The sequence below is a fragment of the Paenibacillus crassostreae genome, from assembly GCF_001857945.1.
Classification (GTDB): Bacteria; Bacillota; Bacilli; order Paenibacillales; family Paenibacillaceae; genus Paenibacillus_AQ; species Paenibacillus_AQ crassostreae.
Window position 1 is genome coordinate 3,783,385 of sequence record NZ_CP017770.1, and the last position, 18,363, is coordinate 3,801,747.

At 43.1% G+C, this 18,363-nt stretch carries 13 protein-coding genes, 8 tRNA genes, 3 rRNA genes and 1 riboswitch; of the genes, 15 read left to right on the forward strand and 9 right to left on the reverse strand.

The window, feature by feature from the left end; all coding sequences use genetic code 11:
- Positions 1–22: 22 nt before the first annotated feature.
- From LPB68_RS17395 to hflX, 3 genes are all read left to right on the forward strand, one after another.
- Positions 23–1,102, forward strand: coding sequence for an ABC transporter substrate-binding protein (locus LPB68_RS17395; protein ID WP_232510319.1), 1,080 nt, complete (start codon positions 23–25; stop codon positions 1,100–1,102).
- A 134-nt stretch (positions 1,103–1,236) separates the two neighbouring features.
- The gene (locus tag LPB68_RS17400; RefSeq protein ID WP_162274318.1) at positions 1,237–1,719 is read left to right on the forward strand and encodes a hypothetical protein; all 483 of its coding nucleotides are present in this window, start codon (positions 1,237–1,239) and stop codon (positions 1,717–1,719) included.
- Positions 1,720–2,169: 450 nt separating this feature from the next.
- Entirely contained in the window at positions 2,170–3,429 is a 1,260-nt protein-coding gene (hflX, locus tag LPB68_RS17405; RefSeq protein ID WP_068661238.1) for a GTPase HflX, read from the forward strand.
- Between the two features lie 88 nt (positions 3,430–3,517).
- Here hflX and LPB68_RS17410 read toward each other — a convergent pair whose 3' ends face one another.
- A complete protein-coding gene (locus tag LPB68_RS17410) occupies positions 3,518–4,513 on the reverse strand; it encodes an S-layer homology domain-containing protein (RefSeq protein ID WP_068661239.1) in 996 nt (331 codons plus the stop codon).
- Positions 4,514–5,189: 676 nt separating this feature from the next.
- Between LPB68_RS17410 and LPB68_RS17415 the strand changes: the two genes are divergently transcribed.
- From LPB68_RS17415 to LPB68_RS17470, 12 genes are all read left to right on the forward strand, one after another.
- Positions 5,190–6,745: ribosomal RNA gene (locus LPB68_RS17415) — 16S ribosomal RNA — on the forward strand.
- A 461-nt stretch (positions 6,746–7,206) separates the two neighbouring features.
- A 23S ribosomal RNA gene (locus LPB68_RS17420) occupies positions 7,207–10,135 on the forward strand.
- A gap of 255 nt (positions 10,136–10,390) precedes the next feature.
- Positions 10,391–10,507: ribosomal RNA gene (rrf, locus tag LPB68_RS17425) — 5S ribosomal RNA — on the forward strand.
- Together the 16S, 23S and 5S rRNA genes with 8 tRNA genes alongside form the textbook arrangement of a ribosomal RNA operon.
- A 65-nt stretch (positions 10,508–10,572) precedes the next feature.
- Positions 10,573–10,648, forward strand: a tRNA-Asn gene (locus LPB68_RS17430).
- A gap of 4 nt (positions 10,649–10,652) precedes the next feature.
- A tRNA-Glu gene (locus tag LPB68_RS17435) sits at positions 10,653–10,727 on the forward strand.
- 18 nt (positions 10,728–10,745) lie between these two features.
- Positions 10,746–10,822, forward strand: a tRNA-Met gene (locus tag LPB68_RS17440).
- 13 nt (positions 10,823–10,835) lie between these two features.
- Positions 10,836–10,913, forward strand: a tRNA-Asp gene (locus LPB68_RS17445).
- Positions 10,914–10,927: 14 nt separating this feature from the next.
- Positions 10,928–11,003, forward strand: a tRNA-Lys gene (locus LPB68_RS17450).
- Between the two features lie 14 nt (positions 11,004–11,017).
- Positions 11,018–11,102 (forward strand) — tRNA-Leu (locus tag LPB68_RS17455).
- 39 nt (positions 11,103–11,141) lie between these two features.
- Positions 11,142–11,215: transfer RNA gene (locus LPB68_RS17460), tRNA-Pro, on the forward strand.
- Positions 11,216–11,229: 14 nt separating this feature from the next.
- Positions 11,230–11,300 (forward strand) — tRNA-Gly (locus LPB68_RS17465).
- Between the two features lie 207 nt (positions 11,301–11,507).
- Positions 11,508–12,500: a Gfo/Idh/MocA family protein gene (locus LPB68_RS17470; protein ID WP_082865644.1), complete on the forward strand. Its 993-nt coding sequence runs from the start codon at positions 11,508–11,510 to the stop codon at positions 12,498–12,500.
- A 24-nt stretch (positions 12,501–12,524) separates the two neighbouring features.
- Here LPB68_RS17470 and thiE read toward each other — a convergent pair whose 3' ends face one another.
- From thiE to qoxD, 8 genes are all read right to left on the reverse strand, one after another.
- Positions 12,525–13,202, reverse strand: a complete 678-nt coding sequence (thiE, locus tag LPB68_RS17475) for a thiamine phosphate synthase (protein WP_068656571.1) — start codon at positions 13,200–13,202, stop codon at positions 12,525–12,527.
- Positions 13,180–14,016 (reverse strand): bifunctional hydroxymethylpyrimidine kinase/phosphomethylpyrimidine kinase, encoded by an 837-nt coding sequence (gene thiD, locus LPB68_RS17480; protein WP_068656570.1) that lies wholly within the window; start codon positions 14,014–14,016, stop codon positions 13,180–13,182. The genes thiE and thiD overlap by 23 nt, the downstream gene beginning before the upstream one ends.
- Positions 14,017–14,074: 58 nt before the next feature.
- Positions 14,075–14,866: a hydroxyethylthiazole kinase gene (gene thiM, locus LPB68_RS17485; RefSeq protein ID WP_068656568.1), complete on the reverse strand. Its 792-nt coding sequence runs from the start codon at positions 14,864–14,866 to the stop codon at positions 14,075–14,077.
- 24 nt (positions 14,867–14,890) lie between these two features.
- Positions 14,891–15,916, reverse strand: a complete 1,026-nt coding sequence (locus LPB68_RS17490) for an ABC transporter substrate-binding protein (protein WP_232510178.1) — start codon at positions 15,914–15,916, stop codon at positions 14,891–14,893.
- Positions 15,913–16,689: an ABC transporter permease gene (locus tag LPB68_RS17495; RefSeq protein ID WP_068656565.1), complete on the reverse strand. Its 777-nt coding sequence runs from the start codon at positions 16,687–16,689 to the stop codon at positions 15,913–15,915. Before LPB68_RS17495 ends, LPB68_RS17490 begins: the two co-directional genes overlap by 4 nt.
- Positions 16,670–17,515 (reverse strand): ABC transporter ATP-binding protein, encoded by an 846-nt coding sequence (locus LPB68_RS17500; RefSeq protein WP_232510177.1) that lies wholly within the window; start codon positions 17,513–17,515, stop codon positions 16,670–16,672. The genes LPB68_RS17495 and LPB68_RS17500 overlap by 20 nt, the downstream gene beginning before the upstream one ends.
- Positions 17,516–17,538: 23 nt before the next feature.
- A riboswitch (TPP riboswitch) is annotated at positions 17,539–17,642 on the reverse strand.
- A gap of 79 nt (positions 17,643–17,721) precedes the next feature.
- A complete protein-coding gene (locus LPB68_RS17505; protein ID WP_068656564.1) occupies positions 17,722–17,958 on the reverse strand; it encodes a DUF6953 family protein in 237 nt (78 codons plus the stop codon).
- Between the two features lie 114 nt (positions 17,959–18,072).
- Positions 18,073–18,363 (reverse strand): cytochrome aa3 quinol oxidase subunit IV, encoded by a 291-nt coding sequence (qoxD, locus tag LPB68_RS17510; RefSeq protein ID WP_068656562.1) that lies wholly within the window; start codon positions 18,361–18,363, stop codon positions 18,073–18,075.

The window sequence follows — 18,363 nt, forward strand, 5'->3', positions numbered from 1 at the left end:
AGGAGGGAGGGAATACAATACAATGATGAAACGAATGTTATTCATGATTGGGTTGGTTGTATTAGTAAGTTGTATGATCATCGGTTGTGAGCCAATTCCTCTAATGAATTCATCCAGTAGCTCAAGTAACTCACCACAACCAGAAACCACAGGGATGTACCTTCAAGGTGAAGAACCCGTTGGTATCGTTGATTCCAATATTGAATCAATTCAATCCACTAGGCAGATTACCTTAGGTTATTCTCAATTAGGTTCGGAAAGTGATTGGCGTAGAGCCAATACGGCGTCTGTGATTGAATCAGCGAAGGAAGCTGGGATTACATTACTATTCGAGAATGCGGAACAATCGCAGGAGAAGCAATTTGAAGCGATACGTTCTTTTATCCAACAAAAAGTGGATGTTATAGCGATCTCGCCAGTTGTACAATCCGGATGGGAGCCTATCCTCCTTGAAGTGAAACAAGCAGGAATACCTGTGATCATCTCTGACCGATCGGTTAATGTGAGTGATTCATCATTGTACGTGACATTTATTGGTTCTGATTTCTACGATGAAGGACGCAAGGCGGGTAAGTATTTGTTGGACAAAATGAAAGATAAACCCGGACCCATCGGCATTGTGGAACTTCAGGGTACCATAGATTCATCACCGACGGTTGATCGAAAGAATGGTTTTCGAGAGATCATTGCTTCTCGCTCTGATTTGAAGATACTGAAGAGTAGACCTGCTAACTTTACTCTCGAGGAAGGCAAGCGTGTCATGGAATCATTCCTAGAAGAACAAAATAATGATATCGATGTCTTATTCTCACATAATGATGATATGGCATTAGGTGCCATTGAAGCTATTGAGCAAGTAGGATTACGTCCTGGTATAGATATCGTTATTATATCGGTAGATGGTACACGTAAATCTTTTGAAATGATGGTCGAAGGCAAAATCAATGCTGTTGTTGAATGTAATCCACTCTTAGGAATGAATCTAATGCAAGCTGTGAAAGAAATTATGGGTGGTAAAAACTTACCGAAGCGAATCGTCCTACCTGAGAGTATCTATACACAAGCGGTTGCGGAACGAGAAGTGAATAATAGGAAATATTAGTTAACGAATCCTCGGCCCATATTTGGGACTGGAGGATTTTTTTAGGTGTTTAAAACTCAATCTGCAACTTAAACTATTTACATAACGTATAAACATCATAAAAAAAAGAGAAAAGAGTGGAAGGGGTAGATGGTTTGAGGAAAGTGGCTCTTGCAAGCATGATTATTTGGTTGTTGTTGTTGGTTCTAGTTGGTTGTAGTAATAATCTGGAGGAGTATTCAGGGAAAGTGGAAGCGGAAGAAACACTACGTACATATACGAATGCCATTGCTAATCAAGATGCTGCGGTGATATATGAATTATATGGTGGTAGCTACGAGTGGCTGGAGAGTTTCTTGAGAGGGTTCCTACCTGAAATAGATCTCGAAGATAATAAGGAAATTATTGATAATTATATTAAGCAAGGAATTATGCCTAGAATATCTCTTAACGAAATTTTAGAACAAAAAGAAGTAAATGAAGATGAATATGTTTTTGTAGTTAATTTTATAAATGAAGATGGAACACCTTTTATAACGAGAGAAGCTGATACGATAAAAGATAAAGAATTTACCTACACCATTAAAAGAATTGACGGAAAGTTTAAAGTTATGGAGCTTCCTCCGTATCAACCCTAGCATAATGATTTTAAACTGCGCATATTGTTGATTTGTTATAACTATAGGTTTGTGAGCGATGTATTTTTGTGTTATTATGGAAGTAACTTTAATGATCGGAGGGTTCTCGAAGAGATGAATGATAAATTCCGTTTTCTATCTTTGTGCCACTAATTGAATAGTGCAAAGACTCTGCCTCTTGTGCAGGGTGAACGGGATTAGTCTGTTTATTTCTAGAGAACTCCATTTATTGCGAATACTCGCATGCATAATGAAGGAGGGCGACCCGCCCTCTTTTTGTTTGTCTTTATAGTATTAATGAAGGTTAAGTGGACCCAACAATTTATGGTTTGACTTGTATCCTAATGTAAATGGATGTTTTTTGGCAAAGATAGTTATATCCCACGTTCGCTTAAACCACAAGAGATGAGTCTGAGGTTTTTCATCATGAACATTAATGGAGGTATACCTATGGAAGAATTACAACAAAAAGCGATTATCGTTGGGGTTAATGTGAATCACCAGGAGGATTTTGAATACTCTATGGAAGAATTGGGTAATTTGGCTGTGGCTTGTCACGTTGAGGTCGTGGGACAGATCACTCAGAATTTAGAGAAAGTGAATAAATCTCATTATATTGGAAAAGGGAAAGTGCAGGACGTCCTGGCTATATATGAAGAATTAGAGGCGAACGTGGTTATTTTTAACGATGAATTGTCTCCTTCTCAAATACGTAATCTCGAAGCAGACTTACAATGTAAGGTGATCGATCGAACTATTCTAATCCTTGATATATTTGAGAAGCGGGCAAAGACTAGAGAAGCTCAACTTCAAGTAGAAGTGGCCCAGTTGCAATACATGCTCCCTAGATTAATTGGTTTACGTGAATCATTGGGTCGGCAAGGTGGCGGGGTTGGTACAAAGAATAAAGGTGTTGGGGAAACTAAGCTTGAACTTGATCGTCGTAGAATTGAAGATAAAATCAGTGCTTTAAATAAAGAATTGGAAACACTAGTATCACATCGCCAAACTCAGCGTAAGCAACGTCAACGAAATGAACTACCGGTCGTATCGCTTGTTGGTTATACGAATGCAGGGAAGTCAACGATAATGAACGCTTTGGTAGAGTTATTCAATTCTTCCGGCAATAAGATGGTATTTGAAAAAGATATGCTATTCGCGACGCTTGAAACCTCTGTGCGAAATATACAACTTGAAGATAAAAAGTCTTTCTTATTAACTGACACGGTTGGTTTTGTAAGTAAACTTCCTCATCATCTCATCAAAGCATTTCGTTCAACGCTAGAAGAAGTGGCTGAAGCAGACCTACTTATTCATGTGGTTGATTATTCAAATGCTAACTATGAGAAGTTGAAACGTATTACAGAAACAACATTGCAAGAAATCGGAATAACAAACATTGATACCATCTATGCATACAATAAATGTGATATGGTTGATTGTGAAATTCCAGTAATAAAAGATGATAGTATTTACCTTGCAGCGAAGCCTAGAATAGGGATAGAGGAATTGATTGCTCTGATTCGTGCACATGTGTTCAAGGATTATATCAACTGTGTGATGTCGATTCCGTTTGAGCAAGGCCAAGTCGTATCTTATTTAAATAAGTGTGCTCATGTGATTTCTACTGAATACGATGAGGTTGGAACGAGATTGACGCTTGAATGTAGAGCAATGGATGCTGAGAAGTATCAAGAATTTATAATTTAAGACGAGTACAGAATAAGTTTAAAAAGTTCTAAACAAACAAAGCTCCCAAGAATTCACTTGGAAGCTTTGTTTTATATTGAGCATAGACTTATTTCGCGATGAGATCCCCAGGATTTTCTACAGGAAGCATTAGAGAGAAAGGATCATCCGATTCAACTGAAGAAGCTTCGTATTTAGCAACAGCTTTATAGTTTGATGGTAAATAAGTTACAACTGTAGATTTAGATATGACTTGTATATTGATTTGGTCAGGATCAGGACTATTCACGGTAAAATATACAGTTGCTGTTAATCCTGGCCCGAATTCAATCCGTTTGATGGAAGCGGAATACCCTGGGTTCGGAAGACCAGCGACGGTGAGTGATACCTTATTAACATCCTCAGCTATCTTTTCGGTGGAAATACTAGTTTCGTAAGATGCTTGGGGAATATCCATTTCTAACTGTGGGATGATTTTTTTCGCGAATTCCAAAGCATCATATATAAGAATAGCGGCTTCGGAGCGGGTAATATCGTCATTCGGTCGGAATTTACCGTTCTCAGGCAGAGTGAGAATTCTCGTATTCAGGAGCGTCTGTAAGCTATTGGAAACATCCTGAGGAAGTTTTTCTGCATCAGTGATCGTGAAGTACATCTTGGTTACCGGAAAATTCCCTTTTGTAAAAAGAGATTGCGTTACTAAATGGGCAAATTGTGCACGTGTGATTGGTTCATTAGGGTTCACTGTCTTATCTACGGAAAGACCATTGTGATGAGCAATCAGGAAGGCTTTGGTATACCAAGTTCCATCAACTACGTTGTCGAAGTATTCACTTGCTTTCGCTGATGTATTGTCCATGGTTAAGTCAAAGGCATTAACTAAGAACTGAAGTCCTTGGGCATATGTTACTTTAGACTTAGGAGCAAATAGATCATCACTAATACCACTAATTACGTTTGAAGATTTAAGCGCGTTGATCTTGACCTCTGCTGGATCTCCTGACAGATCCGAGAAAGCTAACGCAGAAGAACCAAATGATAGCGATGCGACTAACACACTACATAGGATAGCTGTTTTTGTAACATTGATTTTTTGTTTGTTCATTCTTATTCACCTCTGCATATATAGATGGATAAATTGTGTAAAATGTTGCAGTGGCATAATAATCTTTACGCGAATCAATTTCATAATCACCTATGCAGTTTAAATGAGGACTATATATTTACATTTAAATAGATTTGCGTAATTATGAAATTGATTCTCTGGTGAACTATAATGCAAGAGTGGATAAATTCTATGTCAGAGTGTTATTTTAGTATGTACAATTATTTGTGGGTATATGGTGTCGATAATAAGAAGATGTATAATATATCAATATCCCAAATTGGAAAAATTTATATCTTGCATAGATAGAGAATTGCGTGGTATATTATACATCCAGTCGACGAGGTTATGAATATGTTTGATAAAAACGTAAAATAAAAAACCTTGCATTATCGAATGGGACATGATATTATATAGAAGTTGTCGCCGAGAGTAACTGACGACAAACGACGAAAGAAATTGATCTTTGAAAACTGAACAACGAGTGAGTGGTTTTCACGAAAGTGAGAACAAAACAAATGAGAAATCATTTGATAGAGAAAGAAATTTCTCGTCAGTTTGTTTCAAAATGAGCGAATCGCTCTTTTCATAGTTCGTTCCAAATCGCTGCAAAGCTAATTTGAAACGAACTCCTGATGAATTTCAAATCACTGCAAAGTTGATCTGGAATTTATCCTATATGGAGAGTTTGATCCTGGCTCAGGACGAACGCTGGCGGCGTGCCTAATACATGCAAGTCGAGCGGAGTGATTTGAAAGCTTGCTTTCAAATCACTTAGCGGCGGACGGGTGAGTAACACGTAGGTAACCTGCCTGTAAGACTGGGATAACTACCGGAAACGGTAGCTAATACCGGATAACTTGTTTCCTCTCCTGGGGAGACACTGAAAGGCGGAGCAATCTGCCACTTACAGATGGGCCTGCGGCGCATTAGCTAGTTGGTGAGGTAACGGCTCACCAAGGCGACGATGCGTAGCCGACCTGAGAGGGTGAACGGCCACACTGGGACTGAGACACGGCCCAGACTCCTACGGGAGGCAGCAGTAGGGAATCTTCCGCAATGGACGAAAGTCTGACGGAGCAACGCCGCGTGAGTGATGAAGGTTTTCGGATCGTAAAGCTCTGTTGCCAGGGAAGAACGCTTGGGAGAGTAACTGCTCTCAAGGTGACGGTACCTGAGAAGAAAGCCCCGGCTAACTACGTGCCAGCAGCCGCGGTAATACGTAGGGGGCAAGCGTTGTCCGGAATTATTGGGCGTAAAGCGCGCGCAGGCGGTCATTTAAGTTTGGTGTTTAATTCCAGGGCTCAACCCTGGGTCGCACTGAAAACTGGGTGACTTGAGTACAGAAGAGGAGAGTGGAATTCCACGTGTAGCGGTGAAATGCGTAGATATGTGGAGGAACACCAGTGGCGAAGGCGACTCTCTGGGCTGTAACTGACGCTGAGGCGCGAAAGCGTGGGGAGCAAACAGGATTAGATACCCTGGTAGTCCACGCCGTAAACGATGAGTGCTAGGTGTTAGGGGTTTCGATACCCTTGGTGCCGAAGTTAACACATTAAGCACTCCGCCTGGGGAGTACGGTCGCAAGACTGAAACTCAAAGGAATTGACGGGGACCCGCACAAGCAGTGGAGTATGTGGTTTAATTCGAAGCAACGCGAAGAACCTTACCAGGTCTTGACATCCCTCTGAATCCACTAGAGATAGTGGCGGCCTTCGGGACAGAGGAGACAGGTGGTGCATGGTTGTCGTCAGCTCGTGTCGTGAGATGTTGGGTTAAGTCCCGCAACGAGCGCAACCCTTATGCTTAGTTGCCAGCACATTATGGTGGGCACTCTAAGCAGACTGCCGGTGACAAACCGGAGGAAGGTGGGGATGACGTCAAATCATCATGCCCCTTATGACCTGGGCTACACACGTACTACAATGGCCAGTACAACGGGCTGCGAAACCGCGAGGTGGAGCCAATCCCAACAAAGCTGGTCTCAGTTCGGATTGTAGGCTGCAACCCGCCTACATGAAGTCGGAATTGCTAGTAATCGCGGATCAGCATGCCGCGGTGAATACGTTCCCGGGTCTTGTACACACCGCCCGTCACACCACGAGAGTTTACAACACCCGAAGTCGGTGGGGTAACCCGCAAGGGAGCCAGCCGCCGAAGGTGGGGTAGATGATTGGGGTGAAGTCGTAACAAGGTAGCCGTATCGGAAGGTGCGGCTGGATCACCTCCTTTCTATGGAGAATCGTTTCCTGCAATGGAAACATTCAAAGCGTCCGATGTAAGTCGGCGTATATAGACTTTGTAATACAAAGTCGACACTCACTCGTGTTCAGTTTTGAAAGAGCAATCTTTCAAAGTAATATCTTTTCCAATACTTACTGGGTGACTGGTGAGGAAAGAAATGATATGATATTCTTCCGCTGAACAAGCGGTAGGAACTTGATCCTTGAAAACTAGATAACGAACGAATTTGCAAGTTGAAACATTCTTTTATATTTACGTTTTGTTACTTGTTAACAAAACAAAGTGTAAAAGTAGCAGCGAAGTATTCGATTTATCGAGTACCAGCTAAGTTGATATGCGAGTGATTTGAGGCTGGAGATCCTTTGGGAGCTTATTTCTACTAATGAATGGTTTATCCAATCAGGAAATAAGTGTACAAGAGAGCACCAGACGCAAAACAGGAGCATAATGGTTAAGCTACTAAGAGCACACGGAGGATGCCTAGGCGCTAGGAGTCGATGAAGGACGTGGCGAACAACGAAACTGCCTCGGGGAGCTGTAAGCAAGCTTTGATCCGGGGGTGTCCGAATGGGGAAACCCGGCTGTGGTAATACGCAGTCACTCCCACCTGAATACATAGGGTGGGTAGAGACAGACCAGGGGAACTGAAACATCTAAGTACCCTGAGGAAGAGAAAACAATAGTGATTCCGTCAGTAGCGGCGAGCGAACGCGGATTAGCCCAAACCAAGGAGCTTGCTCCTTGGGGTTGTGGGACGTCTCACATGGAGTTACAAAGGAATATATTAAGCGAAGAGGTCTGGAAAGGCCCGGCATAGAAGGTAAAAGCCCTGTAGCTGAAAATGTGTTCTCTCCGAGACGTATCCCGAGTAGTGCGGGGCACGTGAAACCCCGTATGAATCCAGCAGGACCATCTGCTAAGGCTAAATACTCCCTAGCGACCGATAGTGAAACAGTACCGTGAGGGAAAGGTGAAAAGCACCCCGGAAGGGGAGTGAAATAGAACCTGAAACCGTGTGCTTACAAAAAGTCAGAGCCCGATCTATGGGTGATGGCGTGCCTTTTGTAGAATGAACCGGCGAGTTACGTTCCCGTGCAAGGTTAAGGTGAGAAGCCGGAGCCGCAGCGAAAGCGAGTCTGAATAGGGCGAATTATAGTACGTGGACGTAGACCCGAAACCGAGTGATCTACCCCTGTCCAGGGTGAAGGTGCGGTAACACGCACTGGAGGCCCGAACCCACGCATGTTGAAAAATGCGGGGATGAGGTGGGGGTAGCGGAGAAATTCCAATCGAACTCGGAGATAGCTGGTTCTCCCCGAAATAGCTTTAGGGCTAGCCTCGGATGAAGAGTCGTGGAGGTAGAGCACTGATTGGGTGCGGGGCCCGCAAGGGTTACCAAGCTCAGTCAAACTCCGAATGCCATGTACTTATATCCGGGAGTCAGACAGTGAGTGCTAAGATCCATTGTCGAAAGGGAAACAGCCCAGACCATCAGCTAAGGTCCCCAAGTGTGTGTTGAGTGGAAAAGGATGTGGAGTTGCACAGACAACCAGGATGTTGGCTTAGAAGCAGCCACCATTGAAAGAGTGCGTAATAGCTCACTGGTCGAGTGACTCTGCGCCGAAAATGTAACGGGGCTAAACACACCACCGAAGCTATGGCTAGATGCAATGCATCTGGGGTAGGGGAGCGTTGTATAGGGGTTGAAGGTGTACCGTGAGGAGCGCTGGACACTATACAAGTGAGAATGCCGGTATAAGTAACGAAAAGATCAGTGAGAATCTGATCCGCCGAAAGCCCAAGGTTTCCTGAGGAAGGCTCGTCCTCTCAGGGTAAGTCGGGACCTAACGCGAGGCCGAAAGGCGTAGTGGATGGACAACAGGTTGAAATTCCTGTACCACCGTAATCCGTTATGAGTAATGGGGTGACGCAGCAGGGTAGTGACGCGGACTGATGGAATAGTCCGTCTAAGCAGTGAGGCTTGTGTGTAGGCAAATCCGCACACTAATAGGCTGGGCTGTGATGGGGAGCGAAAATTATAGTAGCGAAGGTCATGATCTCACACTGCCAAGAAAAGCCTCTAACCAGGAGAAGGTGCCCGTACCGCAAACCGACACAGGTAGGCGAGAAGAGAATTCTAAGGCGCGCGGAAGAACTCTCGTTAAGGAACTCGGCAAAATGACCCCGTAACTTCGGGAGAAGGGGTGCCCCGGTAGTGTGAATAGCACGAGGGGGCCGCAGTGAAAAGGCCCAAGCGACTGTTTAGCAAAAACACAGGTCTGTGCGAAGCCGTAAGGCGAAGTATACGGGCTGACGCCTGCCCGGTGCTGGAAGGTTAAGGGGAGTGGTTAGGGGAAACCCGAAGCTATGAACCGAAGCCCCAGTAAACGGCGGCCGTAACTATAACGGTCCTAAGGTAGCGAAATTCCTTGTCAGGTAAATTCTGACCCGCACGAATGGCGTAACGATTTGGGCGCTGTCTCAACGAGAGATCCGGTGAAATTTTAATACCTGTGAAGATGCAGGTTACCCGCGACAAGACGGAAAGACCCCATGGAGCTTTACTGCAGCTTGATATTGAATTTGGGTACGATTTGTACAGGATAGGTGGGAGCCTGAGAAATAGGAGCGCAAGCTTCTATGGAGGCGCCGTTGGGATACCACCCTGATCGTATCTAGGTTCTAACCTAGGACCGTAAACCGGTTCGGGGACAGTGTCAGGTGGGCAGTTTGACTGGGGCGGTCGCCTCCTAAAGAGTAACGGAGGCGCCCCAAGGTTCCCTCAGAATGGTTGGAAATCATTCGAAGAGTGCAAAGGCAGAAGGGAGCTTGACTGCGAGACCTACAAGTCGAGCAGGGACGAAAGTCGGGCTTAGTGATCCGGTGGTACCGCATGGAAGGGCCATCGCTCAACGGATAAAAGCTACCCTGGGGATAACAGGCTTATCTCCCCCAAGAGTCCACATCGACGGGGAGGTTTGGCACCTCGATGTCGGCTCATCGCATCCTGGGGCTGAAGTAGGTCCCAAGGGTTGGGCTGTTCGCCCATTAAAGCGGTACGCGAGCTGGGTTCAGAACGTCGTGAGACAGTTCGGTCCCTATCTGTCGTGGGCGCAGGAAATTTGAGAGGAGCTGTCCTTAGTACGAGAGGACCGGGATGGACGCACCTCTGGTGTACCAGTTGTTCCGCCAGGAGCATAGCTGGGTAGCTACGTGCGGACGGGATAAGCGCTGAAAGCATCTAAGCGTGAAGCCCCCCTCAAGATGAGATTTCCCAATTAGTAAGACCCCTTGAAGACTACGAGGTAGATAGGTTGGAGGTGGAAGTGCAGTAATGCACGGAGCTGACCAATACTAATCGGTCGAGGGCTTATCCTAAAAGTTTTCCGTAGGAAAACTAACTTCGGAAGCGTTACGCTTTGCATCGAAGGAAGAACTACGGAGACAAGTGTTTCAATGCAGATTCGTTCGTATCTAGTTTTCAGGTGATCAAACATCTGATAGCTGCAGGTCCTTTCTAAGGGCTGATATTTTCTCGCAGCGAAGAACTGATTTTAAGTTGCATGCCCTTTATAAGGGTGGATATTTTGCTGAAGTGAATTCACTGAAGTAAATGGCAACGCATAAATCCTGTTTGGTGGCGATAGCGGAGGGGTTCCACACGTACCCATCCCGAACACGACCGTTAAGCCCTCCAGCGCCGATGGTACTTGGACCGCAGGGTCCTGGGAGAGTAGGACGTCGCCAAGCAATAATGTTGTAAGACATAATTTACGTACATAGTCATGTGAAGAATGTTGAACAAACCATTATATTCCCTGATAGCTCAGTTGGTAGAGCACTCGACTGTTAATCGAGTTGTCACAGGTTCGAGTCCTGTTCGGGGAGCCATAACGGCCCGTTGGTCAAGTGGTTAAGACACCTCCCTTTCACGGAGGTAACAGGGGTTCGAGTCCCCTACGGGTCACCATTTTATACTTTTTAATGACGCGGGGTGGAGCAGCCCGGTAGCTCGTCGGGCTCATAACCCGAAGGCCGCAGGTTCAAATCCTGCCCCCGCAACCAATTATATCTATGAGGAACCGTGGTGTAGTTGGCCTAACATGCCTGCCTGTCACGCAGGAGATCGCGGGTTCGAATCCCGTCGGTTCCGCCATTATTACTTCTTATGGGACATTAGCTCAGCTGGTAGAGCACCTGACTCTTAATCAGGGTGTCGAAGGTTCGAACCCTTCATGTCCCACCATATTTATTAATTGTGCGCGTGTGGCGGAATTGGCAGACGCACTAGACTTAGGATCTAGCGTTTCACGACGTGGGGGTTCAAGTCCCTCCACGCGCACCATAGTTTTTATTGAAATAGCTTGACACTATTTCACTACATCGGGACGTAGCTCAGCTTGGTAGAGTACCTGGTTTGGGACCAGGGGGTCGCATGTTCAAATCGTGTCGTCCCGATATTTTATTGTTTTGCGGGTGTAGTTCAATGGTAGAACTTCAGCCTTCCAAGCTGATAGCGTGGGTTCGATTCCCATCACCCGCTTAAGGGTAATTAGATAATAAACAAAAAGAGCTACGGATTTCCGTAGCTCTTTTTGTTTAACTAAATAATCACTTGATCATTTATTCAGTATCTTATCTTTCAATTAAATATTTATTTCTTCAATTTTGAATAAAAAGGTTGTACATTATTATGAACATGTCATTATATATAGTGATGGACTGAATTGAAAGGTATGTGATGCCCGTGATTAGATTTGGTATTATCGGAACCAACTGGATAACAGAACGTTTCATTCAAGCTGGAATGGAATCAGATCAATTTGAAATTGGTGCAGTTTATTCGCGAACCGAAGAGCAAGGGAGAACGTTTGCTTCTAAATTTGACATACCATTGGTGTTCACCGATTTAGAGGAAATGGTCGCGAATGATCTGCTGGATGCGGTGTATATTGCAAGTCCTAATTCATTACATGCTCAACAAGCCATTTGTTGTATGAACTATGGGAAACATGTCTTATGTGAGAAGCCCATATCTTCTAATGTTAGGGAATTACGTATGATGATTGAGACAGCGCAGACTAAAGATGTTCTTTTGATGGAAGCAATGAAATCTACATTAATGCCAAGTTTTACAATTATGAAGAATAACTTATACAAAATAGGTCGAGTCCGTCGTTACTTCGCAAGTTTTTGTCGTTATTCTTCAAGCTATGATGAATTACAGCAGGGAGCAATCCCCAATACCTTTAATCCTACATACTCTAGTGGTTCCCTAATGGATCTTGGTGTCTACTGTATCTATCCACTCGTGAGTTTATTTGGCAAGCCGAATACCATTGAATCTATAAGTGTATTGTTATCTTCGGGTACGGATGGGGAAGGTAGTATGGTATTGGGATATAACAAAATGGATGCTATAATTTCACATTCGAAAATCACCGATTCTTACTTGCCTGCCGAGATTCAAGGAGAGAATGGAACGATGATTATTGATAGGATCAGTTCGCCACAAAATGTTAAAATCCACTACAGAGATGGAACGATAGAGGATCTGACAATTCCACCCGTTCATAACCCAATGTATTATGAAATTCAAGAATTTATAGACTTATTGGAATGTGGCAAACGTAAGAGTTCAATTAATTCATTCACAAATTCGTTAATGGTAGCAGAAATTATGGATGAAGCTAGACGACAGGGTGGAATACATTATCCAGCAGATATGATAAAAAAGTGTTGAGGCTAAGTTATTCCTACTCGTTGATCAATCAATAACATTGAGTTGATTCATCTCAATTTCACGAATGAATTGGGTTGTTACATCACGTACTGAATCTGCCTGAGCAATGGCTGATATGACAGATACCCCATCTACGCCTGCGTGGAGTATGCAGGCAGCCTTATCCAATGTGATTCCACCAATACCTACTAGAGGAATCAAAATTCCTTGTGCACGGAGCTGCTCTATGAGACGTGTTCCCTGAGATTCCTTCGCATCATCTTTGGACTTTGTTGGGTATATAGGGCCTACACCCAGATAGTTGGCTCCATCCTGTATTGCTTGTTGAGCTTCTTCTAACGTGTGAGCAGACACACCAATGATCGCGTGAGGTCCTAATCTTTTACGGAGGGAACTTACCGGTTCATCGTCTTGGCCGACATGGATCCCGTCTGCACCTATAGCAATAGCTAGGTCAATATCGTCGTTCACGATAAAGGGGATTCTGTGAGCTTGGCATAACGTTTGAAGTTGTTTAGCTAACTCAAACTTAGCTTGACCTATTAAAGCGGTAGGACCCTTCTCACGGAATTGAAATATGGTGATTCCTCCTGCAATCGCTTCTGATAATACGTGCAATGGATTCGCCTTACAGTTGATACTCCCCATGATGAAATATAGTTTGAGAGCATGACGGATGTTATCTGAATGAATGGCTGGCATGAACTTCACCTCGCTGTCTTCTCTGATAGGCAAAATGATTCGTAGGACCGTGTCCCGCCCCGATACCTAATTGATCTTCAATAGCTGCTTGGATGAAATGTTTGGCAGTTTGTACAGCTTCAAGCACTGAGGTTCCTTTTGCTAATTCTGCTGTAATAGCTGCTGAGTAGGTACAACCTGTGCCATGGGTATGTTTTGTCTTAATTCTTGTATTCTCCATATATACGTAACTCTGTCCATCATACAAGAGATCTACCACTTGATCTGTAGTGTCATCATGTCCACCTTTAACAACGACATAACGACTACCCATTTGATGGATGATTTTCGCTGCTTCTTCCCGATTACCTAAGGTAAGAATAGACATACCCGTTAAAATCTCAGCTTCGGGTAAATTGGGTGTAGTTATTAGAGCTAAAGGAAGCAAATATCGAATGACGGATTGGATAGCTTCTTGTTGCAAAAGAGGTGATCCTCCCTTAGCAATCATGACAGGATCGATGATTAAGTTGTGCCATTGATGTTGCTCTACTTTTTCTGCTACGATTTGAATAATCTCCGTACTAAATAACATTCCTGTCTTTACTGCGTCCGGCTCTAAATCACTGCCGATCGATTCTAATTGCTTCATGAGAGCTTCAGAACTCATTGGGAAAACAGCTTGAACTCCTAATGTATTCTGTGCTGTCACTGCTGTAATTGCAGACATTCCATACACATTCAGTTCTTGAAATGTTTTTAGATCAGCTTGAATTCCAGCGCCACCACCACTATCTGAACCAGCTATTGTCAATGCTTTATATATGCTGACCATAGGTATCCTCCATGTAGTTCAATTTGTAGTTCCCTCTATAAGTCAGGTAAGAGGTCTATTATAGTTTTTGGATAAGAGTTCTTTGCTGGTAAAGCTCCGGTGTCACCAATGCCAATTGATTTAAGAATTCAATTTGAAAGCTACCAGGACCTTTGGCTTCTACCATCTCGTTAGCTATTTCTGCAACCACGCCATAAAAGGACACAGCTTCGGTTACAGCTTCTATCGAATGTTGTTCGCTAACAGCTAGAAAGGCAGCAATCACAGAACCAAGCAAACATCCTGAACCTGTTATTGTGGTCAAAATAGGGTGACCATTACTAGCGAGATAAGTGGTCTGACCGTCCGTGATAACATCATCAGCTCCCGTTACCACAACGATGCACCCTAGTTGATGAGCTGCCTTTTGTGCTAGTTGTACGATGTTCCCTTCACCAGATCCGGCATCTACACCTTTAATGGACCAGCTTTCACCAATAACATGAGCTACTTCCGCAACATTCCCACGCAGTACAGTAAGCTTTATCTTTTTAGCGACTTTCTGTGCTATAGCTGTACGATAGGATGTGGCACCAGCACCGACAGGATCAAAAACAATAGGTACGTTATGCTTATTGGCCGATGTACCCGCCATAAGAATAGAGTCTACGATATTGTTATTGAGAGTTCCCATGTTAAGCAAGAGAGCATTAGCGAGTTTGGCTACATCGGAAACTTCCTCGTGTGCATCTGCCATAAACGGTGAGGCACCTAAAGCGAGTAGCCCATTGGCTGTATAGTTGGTAACGACATTATTAGTAATATTGTGTATAAGTGGATTGGTTTCACGAACTTTTTGTAGAAATGACATGTGTAAATTCCTCCTTAATATGAATCATAAATTGATAAAGGCATCTTTCGCTTTTACAGTGTCAGGTAATAACTTGTTCTTAATGAGCCACTGATTAACCGTCTCCCATGATTCTGGTGCTTGATATCCGAAAGTCTGTTCCTCAGCATCCATCAGTGGTAATAGAATCTGTAGACTCTTAGTTTCAATGTCTTTGTCTAAGGGAGATGTCTGGTCTTCATGTTCAAAAAGAATAGTTAAAGCTTCTTCAGGATGTTGTTGAACGAATTGTTGTCCATCTGCTATGGCTGTTATAAACTTAGCGAGCAATTCTTTTTTATCTCTTAGGTTCTGATCGCTAGTAACGAGTACGAGTTCATAATAATCTGGTACACCATAATCTGTAGGGTCCAGTGCGATCACAGGATGATCTTGTTTCGTGAGTATTAATTGTTCATGATTAATGAATCCACCCATAATGGCATCTACATTAGAAGTTGCTATAGCTGGAATGAGATCATAACCGACATCAACCATTTTTACATTATCAGGATCACCGCCATCATGCTTAATCATGGTATGTACCATAGCTTCATACAATGGGATGGAAGAATAGCCTACGGTTAGACCCGTTAGGTCTTTAGGTGATTGGATTGTTCCATGAGCAGGTACCATGAGATGATTTAATGGATGTCTAACTATCGCAGCTATTGATGTAACCGGAATTCCCTCACCGCGAGCCATAAGTATTTGTGGTTGATAGCTAAGGGCTAGATCGACTTTTTCAGCAGCTACTAACTTCAAAGAGTCATTGGTCTCAGCAGGCATTTGTATGTCGACTTCTAATCCTTGTTCCGCGAAATATCCATTTTCCTGCGCTACGTAGATTAAAGAATGAACAGCATTCGGATACCAATCGAGCATGATGCTGATCTTTTTAAGAGTGCTTTCTGGTGATGTAGCGGGCTGTTCAGTTGCTTGATTAGAGTTAGATATATTACTACAACCAGACAGTGTTAACAGGACCAATACTAGTAATGTGGGAATGATCTTTTTCATATGCAATGTCATTTGGGAAGACCTCTTTTCTTTAGAAACTTGTTCTCTATGATTACAATCATCAAAAATAAGATTATGCCTAGTAAAGAGAGTATGATTATGGACGCGAACATTTCATCAGTATGCAAGTTGCTTGACATTCTTCGGCTATAGTAACCTAAGCCCTTCGTGCCCCCTAGCCATTCTCCAATCGTAGCTCCAACGACACAATATACGATGGATAATTTCAATCCGGAGAAGAAGGAAGGTAAGGCAATAGGTATTTCAATTGTACGGAAAATATCCCAACGATTCGCATTCATCGTCATCAGTAACTCTGTATACTCAACATCCCCCTTCTTGAGACCGTCATAAGTACTCACGACTATGGGGAAGAATGCTGTTAGAAATACTACAGCTACCTTACTCCAAAGGGTATAACCAAACCACATAATGAAGATTGGAGAGAGTGCAATTAAAGGAACGGTTTGGCTAATAATCATGAAAGGATAGAGTATTTTCTCAAGTGGACGTGAAATATGCATCCCTGCAGCAAGTAGAACTCCGAGACTAACGGATAGCATAAAACCTACGGCAATTTCCTCTAAAGTAGCGATTAAATGTCTTCCAATTAAGAGATATCTGTTCTCATATAACGCAAGTGCAATGGATGTGGGGGCAGGAATAATGAAGGAATGTACCCAATCAAGACGAACTACTGATTCCCAAGTAATGATGAGCAGTAGTACAAGTAGTAGAAACCATCCATAATCGTGTACCCAGCGTTTAGAAAGTGGTCTTCTCATGTAATTGTCGCTCCAAATCCCGTCTCAATTGTATAAATTGAGGGTTATAGTTCATTTCATAATGTCTAGGTCTAGGCAAATCGACAATGATCTCTTCTACACCCTGAGTACTATCTTTGGCCATAATATAGATTCGATCACTTAATAGAATGGCTTCTTCTAGATCATGCGTGATGAAGAGAACTGTTTTTTTCAGATCCTCCCATATCTCCAATAGCCAGCGATGCATCTCTCTCTTTGTCATGGCGTCAAGTGAGCCAAAGGGTTCATCCAATAACAACAGGTCTTGCCCTGTTAGAAGTGTTCTTAGAAGAGCAACACGTTGTCGCATGCCACCAGATAATTCATTGGGATAGGATTGTTCATGATTATCAAGTCCAAACTGTTTTAAAGCTACTTGGATTTTTGTAATAAAGTCCTTTTTATCACCACGGTTAGGTTGCTGATTAAGTTCCCAAGGTAGTAGGCAATTGTCTAGAACGGTTCTCCAGGGTAACAGTAGATCCTTTTGAGGCATGTAGGCTGCTTTTCCTAACCGATATTGTACCTTTTCACCATGTATTCGTATGTCTCCGCTAAGAGGCGCCAGGAGTCCGGCAATAAGCTTGAGGAGAGTACTCTTACCCGAACCGCTAATTCCAATTAGTGATACGAACTCCCCTGCACGTACATCCATAGATAATCCTTGAATCAAAGGTGTACTACATGTTTGAGTAAAAGAGAAATTTAAATCATGTAATGAGAAAATCGCTATCAACTCCTCACTTTCTGTAAACAAATAAGACCCAACCATTCCGTAAGGGAATAATTGGGCCGAAAATTCCATTCAAGCAATAACTGCGTGAGCGAAAGGATTCCGTTCCACTTCCCTCCGCTGGTATAATCCAGATCAGGTTCCAAGGGTCCGGAACTTCAAGTTCCATCTCAGTCGTTAGACTCCCCTAGTGAAATACAAAGGTCTTATTAAATTTATAATGCATCTAATATAACATAACTTACAAAAATATGTATAATATTTTTTTATTCGAAGGGTTAAGTCCAATACCAGTAGAAGCTGTCTCGATCCCAAGCAGCTCTTCCACCATGTAATTTCTTAAAAGCCTTTTTAACATCCTTTGCAATGGATGAATTACCATGTTCATTAACGTATATATACTGTTCACCGAAATGTTCTGAAATATGAGTAACTGCTTCGGTTTGTAGTAATTTGCCAGAGGACTTTACTTCGTTATACATCCACTCGGCAATTTGATCTGCTGACCATTCCATGTTGATCACTCCTTGTACATTGATATTACCTCAGTAGATAAGCGAGTACAATAAAAAATGCAGCTTAGCCTAAAAAGTAGGTTAGCTGCATTTTTTATTATTGTAACATTCTTATTAACTATACCAGCCCCAGATGAAGATGAATAAGGAACCGAAAATGGTGACTAGACCCACGAATAATGCATAGGCAATATTAATGTAAAGTTCCTTCTTGGTACTAGCTAATTCATTAATATGCATAAATACAAATAGCTGTAGTGAGGCCTGAATAATGGCCGTTACCGTTAGAATTCCAATTTTAGAAGCAATGGGAATGTCGAGCAGGACGGTTAAGGCAACAGCAGAAAGGACGAGGGATGAAAGATAGCCGATTACATGGCGAATTGGAAATAACTGTCTTATCAT